At 61.2% G+C, this 12,598-nt stretch carries 8 protein-coding genes; 2 read left to right on the top strand and 6 right to left on the bottom strand.

Annotated features, from left to right (window positions below; genetic code table 11):
• Window positions 1–1,206 (bottom strand): glycosyltransferase family protein, encoded by a 1,206-nt coding sequence (locus tag ABMC88_RS15040; protein ID WP_349577721.1) that lies wholly within the window; start codon window positions 1,204–1,206, stop codon window positions 1–3.
• Window positions 1,207–1,237: 31 nt separating this feature from the next.
• Window positions 1,238–2,518 (bottom strand): nucleotide sugar dehydrogenase, encoded by a 1,281-nt coding sequence (locus ABMC88_RS15045; protein WP_349577722.1) that lies wholly within the window; start codon window positions 2,516–2,518, stop codon window positions 1,238–1,240.
• A gap of 218 nt (window positions 2,519–2,736) precedes the next feature.
• Here ABMC88_RS15045 and ABMC88_RS15050 point away from each other — a divergent pair, with 218 nt between their 5' ends.
• A complete protein-coding gene (locus tag ABMC88_RS15050; protein WP_349577723.1) occupies window positions 2,737–5,277 on the top strand; it encodes a mechanosensitive ion channel family protein in 2,541 nt (846 codons plus the stop codon).
• 140 nt (window positions 5,278–5,417) lie between these two features.
• Here ABMC88_RS15050 and ABMC88_RS15055 read toward each other — a convergent pair whose 3' ends face one another.
• From ABMC88_RS15055 to ABMC88_RS15070, 4 genes are read right to left on the bottom strand one after another with little or no spacing between them, the layout of a single operon-like run.
• Window positions 5,418–6,572: an ABC transporter permease gene (locus tag ABMC88_RS15055; RefSeq protein ID WP_349577724.1), complete on the bottom strand. Its 1,155-nt coding sequence runs from the start codon at window positions 6,570–6,572 to the stop codon at window positions 5,418–5,420.
• The gene (locus ABMC88_RS15060) at window positions 6,569–7,597 is read right to left on the bottom strand and encodes an ABC transporter permease (protein ID WP_349577725.1); all 1,029 of its coding nucleotides are present in this window, start codon (window positions 7,595–7,597) and stop codon (window positions 6,569–6,571) included. The genes ABMC88_RS15055 and ABMC88_RS15060 overlap by 4 nt, the downstream gene beginning before the upstream one ends.
• On the bottom strand, window positions 7,594–9,513 hold the full coding sequence (locus ABMC88_RS15065) for an ABC transporter substrate-binding protein (RefSeq protein WP_349577726.1): 1,920 nt from the start codon (window positions 9,511–9,513) through the stop codon (window positions 7,594–7,596). The genes ABMC88_RS15060 and ABMC88_RS15065 overlap by 4 nt, the downstream gene beginning before the upstream one ends.
• On the bottom strand, window positions 9,506–11,278 hold the full coding sequence (locus ABMC88_RS15070; protein ID WP_349577727.1) for an ABC transporter ATP-binding protein: 1,773 nt from the start codon (window positions 11,276–11,278) through the stop codon (window positions 9,506–9,508). Before ABMC88_RS15070 ends, ABMC88_RS15065 begins: the two co-directional genes overlap by 8 nt.
• A gap of 220 nt (window positions 11,279–11,498) precedes the next feature.
• Between ABMC88_RS15070 and ABMC88_RS15075 the strand changes: the two genes are divergently transcribed.
• Window positions 11,499–12,551, top strand: coding sequence for a C4-dicarboxylate TRAP transporter substrate-binding protein (locus ABMC88_RS15075; protein WP_349577728.1), 1,053 nt, complete (start codon window positions 11,499–11,501; stop codon window positions 12,549–12,551).
• The last annotated feature ends 47 nt before the right edge of the window (window positions 12,552–12,598 follow it).

Consider the following 12,598-nt stretch of genomic DNA (forward strand, 5'->3'; position numbering starts at 1 on the left):
TTAGTCCTTTTGGTTCATTAGGGCACGGCCACGCTGCACCACCACGTCCAACCCGTCGAGCAGCCCATCGGCACCCGCCTCGGATGGCTTTTTCTGGTCGGGCAGCGCACGGATCGCCTTTATCATCGCCTCGACGGTCATACCGTCGCGGCCATCATCCAGCATACGGACAAGGCCCAGCTCTTCGGCGCGGCTGGCGCGGATCCATTGCTCTAACCTCGGGACCGTTCGGGGCACGATCACGGCGCGGCGATCAAAGCTGAGCACCTCGCAAAACGTGTTGTAGCCGCCCATGCACACGACCCCTTGGGCCTTGGCGAACAGCGCCTCGATCCGGCTGTCGAACCCTGTGGCGATGACCCGCCCGCCAAGGCGGGCAACCCGCGCATCCATCGCGTCGCGCACATCGCCCGACAAAAACGGACCGTATACCAGCATCGCTTGGGGACCCAGATCGGGGTCGGCCTCATAGGCGTCCAGAACAAGGCTGACCATCGCGGCACCATCGCCACCGCCCCCCGGAGTGATCAGGATATAGGGATCGTCGGGCACATCCGCGCTGTCGGTGACTTCGCGGCGCAAATAGCCGGTGTAGTGCATCCGTGCGCGGGTCGCGTCACTGAAGGGCAGGCCGCTGGTGGGGTCATAGATGCCTTCGACCCCGTACACCCAGAACTCGTCGTAATAGGCTTCGGCGGCTTTGACCGCGCCTTTGCGTTCCCATTCGGCCGCCAGCACTTTCGGCTCGTCCAGCACATCGCGCAGGCCAAGGACCACGCGGCAGTTGCCCTGCTCTTGCAGCCATTCGAGCGTGGGCAGCAGTTCACCGCGAAAGCCTGTCGGCTCTTTGTCCACGATCAGCAGATCGGGGCGGTATTGCTCGACCGCGGATTGGATTAACCCCGCACGCAGGTTGGTGGTGGCGTCGATATCAAGGCCCAGCGTCGAGCTGTCATAAGAGCCATCAGGCAGTTTCGTCACCCCGGGCAGGCGGATGTGATCGACCCGTTCGGGAAAGGTAAACCGCCCCGCCACAGGAGAGCCGGTGAGGATAATCGCGGACGCATCTGGATCGCCCGCCGTCAGCGCAGTGGCCAAGGCACGGCTGCGCCGCAAATGGCCCAGACCGAATGTGTCGTGACTGTACAGCATGACCCGCCGCGAAGGCGCACGGGCTGTGGCATTAACAATGGCCTCTTGTGGCATTACGTGTCTTCCCGTCTGTCGGTCACAAGGCTCAAAGTCTCAGGTCGCTGCCTGATTTGCCAAATATTCCCTTAATATCGTACAGCACCGCCCCCGATTTGCCAAAGGCGCGGATCGCATCCGAGCCCATCTCGACGAATTCGCGGTGCCCAACGGCCACAATGATCGCGTCATAGGCGCCTTTTTCGGGTGTTTCGACCGCTGTGATGCCGTCTATGGCCTGCAAACGCTCTGCGCCGACCCACGGGTCGTGGACCTCGGCCTGCACGGCATAGTCGGACAATTCGGCGACGATGTCGGCCACACGGGTGTTGCGCGTGTCTTCGCAGTTTTCTTTGAACGTATAGCCAAGGATCAGCACCCGCGCCCCGCGCACGCCCATATCCCGTTTCAGCATGGCCTTGATCAGTGTCTGCGCCACATGCGCCCCCATCGCATCATTGATGCGGCGGCCCGCAAGGATCACCTCGGGGTGATAGCCCAACTGCTCGGCGCGGTAGGTGAGGTAATAGGGATCAACCCCGATGCAATGCCCGCCCACCAGACCGGGGCGGAACGGCAGGAAGTTCCATTTGGTGCCAGCGGCCTCCAGCACTTCCAGCGTATCAAGACCCAGCTTTTCAAAGATGAGCGCGAATTCATTGACCAATGCGATGTTCAGATCGCGCTGTGTGTTTTCGATCACCTTGGCCGCCTCGGCCGTGGCGATAGAGGACGCGCGGTGTAGCCCTGCCTTGACCACGGGGGCATAGATCGCCTCGACGCGGGTAAGCGTTTCGTCGTCTTGGGCTGCGATGATCTTGATCACATTCTCCATGGAATGTTCTGCATCACCGGGGTTCACCCGTTCAGGGGAATACGCCAGTTTGATTTGCGTGCCTGCCCGCAATCCACTGCCCGCTTCCAACGCGGGGCCGCAGACGTCTTCGGTCACACCAGGGTAGACCGTGCTTTCCAAAACCACCAGCGCGCCGTCGGTCAGATGCGGCGCGATTGAGCCGCAAGCCCCGAGGATCGGCCCCAGATCAGGCGCTTTGGCCTGTGTGATGGGTGTGGGGACGGCGATGATAAAGGCCGTGCATCCCGCCAGATCATCCGCTTTGCAGGAAAACCGCGCCGTGGTGGCGGCGACTTTGTCGGCGGCAATCTCGCCGTTGGGGTCGCGGCCCGCAGTCAGCGCTTCGATCACCGGGGCATGGGTGTCAAAGCCCAGCACATCAAAACCGGCACGCGCCAGCGCCAGCGTCAGCGGCAATCCCACATAGCCAAGCCCCAATACGGCGATCCGGTCTGTCATCGCGGCTGCACTCATACTCGGATCCTTGATCTGCGGAATATTGCGGGCTGATGCCGCAGGCCCGCTATGGCACGATTATGCACCGCTTGCAAAACCTCATGCAACGGTGCGCTGATACGCGATGTGGGGGAGGGTAGGCTGATTTGCAATACGTACCGCTTCCCCTTAGCGTCACAACCGTGTGAGTACGCACTGCGCGCCGTGCAATGCCACGTTTGACAAGGAATAAGACAATGATCTATCGCATCATGCTGGCTGGATTGATCTGGCTTACCACTGCTTTGATGTGGGTCCCGCAGGCGGATGCGCAGGCGCTGGGGTCGTTATTTGCCCAAGAGGACGGCACCGAGGCCGAGGCGGGCGATGTGTCCGAGCTGACGCAAGCGCTGCGTGCCGCTGCCGAAAATGGTGTCAACGTTGTCGTGATCGACAGCAAGGGCGGGCTTGTGTCCCAATCGGCAGGTCCGGAGGCAGATGGTGCTGGCGATACGCCCGAGGTCGAACACTCCGGATTGATGGCGGTGCAGGAAAGCGCAGACCGCTTCCGCAACGCCTTGCTAGAGCGGTTTGGCCAGCTACCCACTGCCCTGAATGAAGTCATCTATATCCTGCGTGCCGCATCGCCTGACGGCACGATCATGCTGTTCGGCGAAATGCTGCTGTATAGTTTGTTCCTCTTCGGCATCGGCGTGGTGTTCGAACGCGAAGTCTTTGGCAAGCGCATCGCCAGCCGTTTTGTCGTGAGCCGCGTGCTCGATAATCCGATGGGCTACTCGGAAAAGATGCCGTTTTTGGTGTTTCGCTTCTTTATGGGGCTGATCGGTATTCTCACGTCCATGGCCGTTGCCTATGTATTGGGGGTGGTGTTTTTTCAGCCGCTAGAGGACAGCGCGGCGCAGTTCACAGTGACGTTGATCAACATCGGCTATTTCTGCTGTCGTTTGGCAGCGGGGGTGTGGCGGATGATCCTGTCGCCCTTCCTGTCGCAATACCGCATCCCGCATTTCAATGACCGCGACGCCAAGCGTTTGCACCGATGGCTGTGGCTGTTGGGCAGCTTCAACATCTGCGCCATTCTATTCGGCATCTGGATCGGAGAGCTGGGCCTGAACTATGACATCTACGCGCTGGTGGCCTCGATGTTGTCGGCCGTTGTTGTGTTCCTCAACATCCTGATGGTGCTGTTTAATCGGCGTGCGGTGTCAAACGCGCTGTTGCGCGGTGAGGCCCCTTCGCGGGTCGGGTTTCTGGTGCGCATGCTCAGCCGTGTCTGGGCACCTGCCGTAATCGTCTACGCGCTGTTTGCTTGGGTAGAGCTGACCATTGATCTGGTGCTGGAGCGGCCCAGCTCGATCCCGCTGATTGCGGGGGCGTATGGTATCCTGATCTCAATCATCGTGGTGTTCGGGGTGGTCAACTACCTGATCGAGCGTGGCTTTGCGCGGGCACGTGTGTTGCGTGCCATGCGCGAGAAACAGGCCGAGTTCGAGGCCGCCGAGCAAGAGCGGCTGGAGGCCGAGGCCCACGCTCGCCGCGAGATGAAAGAAGACGGCCCCGACCCTGACGCCGCGGGCGAAGAGGCTCTGGAAGGCAACACTGCCGCTGGCCCGCTGGCTGCGCGGATCGAACCGGCGCTGGCCGTGGATCCCGCCGAGATCGCGCAAGCCGAACGCGACGCGCTGGAGGAGGTTGCAGCCGAAGACATGCCCCCTGTCCATGTTCTCAATTCATTCGAGGCACTGGCCCGCAGGGTTGCAGGTATCCTCGCCTTTGTCGCGGGGGCCTATGCGTTCTTTTATATCTGGGACAATGACAGCGCACGTATGGTCGAGACGGTGCTGGACCGTGTGCTGGACATCGTCATCATCATCTTTGTCGGATACGTGGTCTATCACGCGTTCCGCATCTGGATTGATACCAAGATCGCCGAAGAATCCAGCGACGAGATCGAGGCCGAGCCGGGCGATGAAGGCACGGCGTCCTCGGCCTCAAGATTGGCGACATTGCTGCCGCTGTTTCGCAATTTCACCCTGATCGTGGTGGTTGTGACCATCGGGTTGATTGTGCTGATGCAGATCGGCATCAACGTAGGCCCGCTGTTTGCAGGTGCGGGCATCGTGGGTGTCGCCGTTGGCTTCGGCTCTCAGGCGCTGGTGCGGGACATTTTTGCGGGGGCGTTTTTCCTGTTCGACGATGCGTTCCGCAAGGGGGAGTATCTGGACGTGGGCGGGGTCAAAGGCACAGTTGAAAAGATATCCGTGCGGTCGTTCCAGTTGCGCCACCACTTGGGCGCGCTGCACACGATCCCGTTTGGCGAGCTGCAGGTCATGACTAACTATTCGCGTGACTGGGTGATTATGAAACTGCCCCTGCGGGTCACCTACGACACGGATGTCGAAAAGGTGCGCAAGCTTATCAAGAAGCTGGGCGTTGCCTTGCTGGATGATCCTGTCATCGGGCAGAACTTTATCGCGCCGCTGAAGTCTCAGGGCGTGATTGAGATGCAAGACAGTGCGATGATCATCCGCGTAAAGTTCATGACCAAGCCGGGCGATCAATGGCTGGTGCGCAAACGCGTGTATGAAGAAATTCGTGCGTTGTTCGAGCGTGAAGGTATCAAGTTCGCCCACCGCGAAGTGACCGTGCGTCTGGCGGATGGCAAAGTGGACGAGCTGACCGAGGAGCAAAAACGCGATGTCGCTGCCGCAGCACATGCCGCGCTGGACGAAGATGCGCTGGAGGGGGCTGAGGACAAGGGCGGCGACGACCGCTAGGCGCGCTTGCGTAGGATCTGTCGAACAGGCCTTCAGCCTGCCCGACAGATGCGAGAGGCGCTGCCTCTCGCGCTGTCCGGAGAAGATATGGCCAGAAGAAATAGAGAAGCGTGCGGATTTCGGGGCTGCACGCCTTTCTGTTATGAGCGGTAGGGATCGAGGGAGGCGCGTAGGCCGTCGCCGAGGAAGTTGAAGGCGAGAACGACGACGATGATTGGCAGCATGGGGATGGCCGTCCACGGGTAGATTTCGATGCTGGCGAGGTTTTGCGCATCGTTGAGCATGACACCCCAGCTGACGGCGGGCGCGCGCAGGCCAAGGCCAAGGAAGCTGAGCGCGGTTTCGCCGAGGATCATCGCGGGGATCGAGAGGGTGGCGCTGGCGATCAGGTGGCTCATGAAGTTGGGCAGCAGGTGGCGGCGGATCACGCGGGAAGGTTTTGCGCCCATCATCTCGGCGGCGCGGACGTATTCTTCTTCGCGAAGGCTCAGGAATTTGGCACGCACGGCGCGGGCGAGGCCGGGCCAGTCGAGGATGCCGAGAATGATTGAGATGATGAAGAACACCGCGACGGGCCCCCAGTTGGAGGGGACGGCAGCCGAAAGGGCCAGCCAGAGCGGCAGTTCGGGCAGGGAGCGCAGGATTTCGATCGCGCGGTTGATAGTCCAGTCGGTTTTGCCGCCGAAGTAGCCGGCCATTGCGCCGAAGAAGATGCCCAACATGAAGCTGACGGTGATGCCGATAATCCCCACGGTCAGCGACAGTTGCGCGCCATAGAGGATGCGGCTGAACACATCGCGGCCCAGCCGGTCAGAGCCCCAGAGGAAGGCTGTGGCCCCTTGGGGTGCGCAAAAGAGGTGGGTGTCGGAGGGGATCAGCCCTGCGATCTTGTAGTCCGCGCCTTCGCAGAAGAATTCCAGCGGCATCGGCGTCGAGGTGTCGACGGTATAGCGCCAGCGGTAATTCTCGAGGTCGGCCACGGCGGTGGTGGCATAGACATAAGGGCCGATGAAGTCGCCTTCGTGCCACAGGTTGATCTCTTGCGGTGGGTGGTAGAGGTAGTCCGCGCTGCGTTCGTTCGCGGTGTAGGGCGCGACGAAGCCTGCAACGGGCAGGATCAGATAGCACAGCAGCAGGAACAGGCCAGAGATCAGCCCCAGCTTGTGGCGGCGGAACTTGCGCCAGATCAGCACATAGCTGGGCGCGTCGAAATCCGCCCGCTCGGGCGCGGAAATGTCTGCCGCGTCGGACCACGGTTCGGGATCGACAAAGCGGTTGTCCGGCTGAATGCTCATTCGTCGCGTGCCCCCATGCGGATACGTGGATCAAGCAGCATCAGCAGCACATCCGATATCATCGTCCCGATCAGCGTCAGCAGGGCCACAAACATCAGGATAAACGCCGCGAGGAACTGGTCCTGGGATTTCAACGCCGTCAAAAGATATGGCCCGATCGTTTGCAGGCCCAGCACGACAGACACAAGCACAGAGCCGGAGACCATTGCAGGCAACAGGTTGCCGATGTCAGCGACGAAGGGGTTAAACGCCATGCGCAGCGGGTATTTTGTCAGCATTTTGGTCGGCTTCATGCCTTTTGCAATGGCGGTTTCGACGTAGGGTTTGCTCAGCTCGTCCAGCATGTTGGCGCGCAGGCGTTGCATCATCGCGGCCGCCCCCGATGTGCCGATAACGAAGGTGGGCACGATAAGGTGCACGAGGATGGATTTTACCTTGTCCCACGACATTGGCTCGCCTTCGAACTCGGGCGCCATCAGGCCGCCGATGGGCAGGTCGAAATATTTGTGCCCGTAGTAGAACAGGATCAGCGCCAGCAGGAAGTTGGGCGTAGCAAGGCCCAGATAGCCGGCAAAGCCTGCGCTGTAGTCCACCCAAGTCTCGGACCGTGCGGCGGCCAGCACGCCCAAGGGCAGGGCTACGGCATAGACGAACAGAACGGCGGTAAGGTTCACCAGCACAGTCAGCCAAAGCGCGTCGCCGACGATCTCGCTCACGGGGCGGTCGAATTCGAAGGACCAGCCAAAGTTCCCCTGAATCAGGCCAGACAGGCCTTGCGGCCCCGGCATGAAGCCAGCCCAGATCATGTATTGCTCCCACAGGGGGCGGTCGAGCGCGTATTCGCTGCGCAGGAATTCGGCCTTGGCAACGCCTTCGGCTTGGCCCGTGGCGCGCAGTTCTGAAATTTGGTTGCTAAGGAAGTCACCGGGCGGCAGGTTGATGATGGCAAAGACAAGGATCGACACGATCCAGAGCGTCAGCAGCATGGTGGCAAAACGGCCGATCGCATAGGTTAGCATTCTCATTTGGTCACCTGCTGGGCGGCATCGTCGAAATAGAACTCGTCAATGCGGTGGATGCCGAAATGCGCACCGGGGGAATAGGCCCAGATGCCTTCATCGGGGACGTTGCGCAGCTTTTTGGACACGACAACGGGCTGCGGCGCGCCTGACAGGATGCCGATGGCGAATTGCTGTTGTGCGTGAATTTGCAGCATCTCGCGCCAGATCGCCTCGCGTTTGGCCGGATCATCGGTACGCGCCCATGCATCATCCAGTTCCATCAGACGTTTGGGGGCTTCCATATCCGCAGGCTCGCCTGCTTGGCCCATTGTCTGGTGGTACTGGCCCCATTTGGGCCATGCAAAGAATTCTTGCGCCGTGGGGGCAAGGTAATCGGGAGAGGTCTGCGCCGTGGGTAGCCCGTTGTCCCAGCCGTACCAGACGGCGGCCATGCCCGTGCCCGCATAGATGCGGTTGCGCAGAATGTCGCGGTCCAGCGGGCGCATGATCAGACGAATGCCCAACTCGCGCCATGTGTCGGTGATGATGCTCAGCGCGTTCTCTTCTTCCTGCCGCTCGCCTGCGGTTTCGATCACAAACTCCATCGGGCGGCCATCAGGAAGCAGGCGTAGGCCGTTGGGGGAGCGGCCCGTCAAGCCCATCTCGTCCAGCAGGCGGTTGGCGTGGTCCAGATCCATGCCCGCCCATGCTTTCAGATCGGCAGGGCTGTGCAGGGGGCTGCGGGAAAGGGCGGTCATCCCGCCTTCTTGCGCCAGTCCGAAATAGAGGGCGCGGTTGATCATGCGTCGGTCAATGCCAAGGCTGAGCGCACGGCGGAAGCGCACATCGCGCATCACCTCGCGCCAGACGGGGTCGGCAAAGTTGAGGTTGGGGTAGATTGCGATCTGGCTGGCCGCGCCATTGCCCCACAAAAGCGTGCGGTAGTTGCCGCCGTCTGCCTCGCCTTTCTTGAGGATCGCCACATCGCGGAAATCAAGCCCGCGTGCCTGCAACTGGACCTCGCCCGCGTTGGCCTTGGCCGCGATCAAACCGCCGCCCACGACGGTCATCACAACCACATCGACATAGGGCAGCTGCGTGCCCGCCGTATCCATGCGGTGAAAATATGGATTGCGCACAAACACGTTGCGCGACGTAGGCTTGCCCGATGCATTCATCCACGGCTGCAACGTCGGCTGCTGCGGGTTGTCGAACTTGTACATATTATCGCGGCGGTTGTGCAGCGCGGCCCAGCTTTTCACGCGGGCCTCGGCGATCTGCTGTTCAAGGAAATCCGCATCGGCAAAATCGGCGTGGAATTGTTTGAGGTAATGCGCAGGGCGGTAGATGAAGGGCGGGCGCGCTTGGGCCAGCAGGGGCAGGAAGTCGGGGTTCGGCCCGCTCCATTCAAACACAACTGTATGGGCGTCGGGGAAGGTGACCGTACCGATTTCCCCGTCAACGGTCATCCATTCGGGCGGGCCTGATGGGGTGATCTGGTCGTTATTCACCACGTGCTCCCACCAGTAGGCGAAATCAGCGGAGGTGAAGGGCGCGCCATCAGACCAGCGATGCCCGCGCCGCAGGTGCAGGGTGAATTTTGCGTTATTCTCGACCTCGATGTCGCGCAGAATGTCGGGTTGCAGGGTGTAGTCATGGGCATAGCCCACAAGCCGCGCATAGCCATAGACGACCATCTGGCGGATGTCTTTACTGCGCGACACCAACGTGTGGATCGTCCCGCCTTGGGTGCCGATCGTGCGGCCCTTGGCTTCCAGATCGACAACCAGCGGATCGGTGGGGATGCGCTGGGCCACGGCGGGCATGTTGCCTGCCTCGACCTCGGCGGCCCAAAAGGTGCTTTCGGTCAGGGCAGGGGCCTGCGCCCAAAGAGGGGTAGCCAGCAAAGCGGCGGCAATCAGGGGGATCAGTTTACGCATGGCATCGCACCATATGTCCGGGCTCCAACTCTCGCAGGGCGGGGGCGGTTTGGCCTTCGAAACGGAACATCTCGGGCCAGCCTTCCGGGCTGCCTGCGCCCTTTGCCACCAGATCAAGGTCGATGGGGCGGGCGATGTCCGGCTCTGGCTGTGCGGCGATCAGGGCTTTGGTGTAGGGGTGTTGCGGGTTGTAGAACAGCGTGTCGGGGGCGGCTTGCTCGACGATGACACCTGCGCGCATAACGGCGACTTCGTCCGCGATGCGGGCGACCACGGCCAGATCGTGGCTGATGAACAGATAGCTAAGGCCGGCACGGTCGCGGATTTCCTCCAACAGCGTCAGGATCTGGTCCTGCACCGAGACATCCAGCGCCGAGGTCGGCTCGTCACAGACCAGCAGCTTGGGGTCAAGCGTCAGCGCACGGGCAATCGACAACCGCTGCCGTTGGCCACCCGAAAACGCATGTGGATAGCGCGGGAGCATATCAGGGCTGAGACCCACCATGCGGATCATCTCGGCCGCTTTTTCGCGCCGGTCAGAGGCGGAGCCGATGTTGTGGATTTCCGCAGGCTCGGTCAGCGCGTCCTGCACGCGCATGCGCGGCGACAGGGATGAATAGGGGTCTTGGAACACCATCTGCGCGTCGCGTTGAAAGCTGCGGCGCTGGGCGGGGTTCATTGAATGGACGCGGATCGGAGCGGCGCCGTTACCCGCGCAAAACAACACCTCGCCGCCCGCATCAGGCGGGGTCGCGCCCAAGGCAACGCGCGCGCAGGTCGTCTTGCCCGACCCGCTTTCGCCCACCACCGCCAGCGTTTTGCCGCGGGGCAGTTTCAGGTCCACATCACGGCAGGCGGTGATTACACGCGGGGCGCGCCAGCCGCCGCTGCGCAGGGTAAAGCTTTTGGTGACGCCGCGGATATCAAGGATCAGATCATCGGCGGCTGCGTGGTCTTTGCGGGCGGGGGCCGCAACATCGGGGATCACGGGGGCGGCAGCAAACAGCTTTTTGGTATAGCCGTGCATGGGCGTGCCGAGCACCTCCTGCGCGCTTCCCGCTTCCATCACGCGGCCCTTGTTCATCACGACGACCTTGTCGGCCATATTCGCCACAACACCCAGATCATGGGTCACAAGGATCACGGCCATTCCCGTTTCGCGCTGCAATTCTTTAATCAGGCCCAGAACCTGCGCCTGTGTGGTCACATCCAATGCGGTTGTCGGCTCGTCCGCGATCAGCAGGTCGGGCTTTGCGACCATGGCCATGGCGATCATCGCCCGCTGGCGCATCCCGCCGGACATCTCGAAGGGGTAACTGTTCCACGCCCGCTCGGGGTCGTTGAAGCCGACACGGTCAAACTGCGCCAGCACGCGCCCCTTGGCCTCGGCAGCTGATATGTTCTGGTGCAGGTGCAGGACCTCGGCCACCTGATTCCCCAAACGGTGCAGCGGTGAGAGCGAGCGCATCGGCTCCTGAAAAATCATCGAAATGCGGTCGCCGCGCAGGGACCGCATCCGCGCATTGCCTGCGGTCAGCAAGTCGTCTGACTGTCCGCCATGCGCATAGCGGATGCTGCCGCCGCGCACTTGGGCATTTGCGGGCAGGATACGCAGCACCGACCGACAGGTCAGCGTTTTGCCTGACCCACTCTCTCCCACAAGGGCGAGCGTCTCACCGCTGTCGATCGAGAATGATACATCGCGCACGACAGGCGGCGCGGTGCCAAACCCGATAGTGAGCGAATCTACGTCTAGCAATGGCATGTGTGATCCTTGTCCCCTGAAATGAGTGAACCTGAAAAACAGGGGCGCGTCCAGCGCCGTTACCAAGCATGCTGGAGATCGGGATGTGCCGTAAAATATGGCCGCACCGTCGGCCCTTAGGTTTTGCTTGCACATATCTGATCCAGAGCTTAGCGTGCCGGTTCAAATAAGTGAAACACTGTTTTGCATAGCGAAACAAATCCTTGGGAGGGGATCACACATGAGTTTTCTGAAAAACACCGCCTTTGCGGCTGCCATGTCGGTACTTGCCACCACCAGCTACGCCGAGACGACGCTGATCCACGGCGAAGCAGGCCCGAACCGTGGTGCCCGTGCGGCTGCCTTGCAGTGGTATGCGGACCAAGTTGCCGAACGCTCTGCCGGGGATCTGAAGATCGACATCCAATGGGGCGGCGCGCTGTTCAAGGCCAAGGCGGCAATGCAGTCTATTGGTGACGGCGTGGCGGACATGGGCTCTTTGATCGCGGTCTACTACCCGCAGGATATGGCAGCCTACGGCATTGCGGATTTGCCATTGGACAACCCCGACGCATGGGTCGGCATGCGTGCCACGGACGAGCTGATGCGCACGGATGCGATGCAGAGCAATTTTGCCGAGCGTGATCTGCGCTATATCGGGACATGGACGACATCGCAGGTAAACATCGGTTGTAAAGACACGGCCATCCGCAGTGTCGCCGACATCCCGGGTAAGAAAGTGCGCGGCGTGGGTGCATACGGTAAAGTGATGGGCGAAGAGGGTGCGAACCTTGTGTCGATGTCGATCTATGACGCCTATCAGGGTCTGGATACCGGATTGCTGGATTGCTCGCAGGGGTACTCCTATGCCGTTGCTGCGCTGAAGCAGGCCGAAGTGATGACCAGCTACACCTTGCTGAACTGGGGTCAGGTCGGCGGTGTTGGCATGTTCATGAACCTCGATGCCTACGAAGGGCTTAGCGATGAACAGCGTGCCGTGATCGACGAAACCGGCAGCGACATGGCGGATGAATTCGGCCGCCTGATTATCACAGCGAACGAGGCGGCTGTCGCGTCAATGAAAGAGCAAGGCGTCGAGATCATCGAGATGCCTGCCGAGGAGCGCGCCAAACTGGTCGCCTCTGGCGAGAAGTTCCTTGATCAATGGGTCGAGACGGCAAATGGCGCCGGCCTTGACGGTGCAGCCACGCTGGCCGCTTACAAAGAGCTGCTGGCCAAATACACCGCCGAGCGGGACGCCAATGGCTACCCGTGGGAAGCTGCGTCTAACTAACCACACCAAAGGGGCGGGGCCTTGCGGTCCTGCCCCTGTCTATACCC

Origin of the sequence: Sulfitobacter aquimarinus, from assembly GCF_040149565.1 — a bacterium.
GTDB lineage: Bacteria > Pseudomonadota > Alphaproteobacteria > Rhodobacterales > Rhodobacteraceae > Sulfitobacter > Sulfitobacter aquimarinus.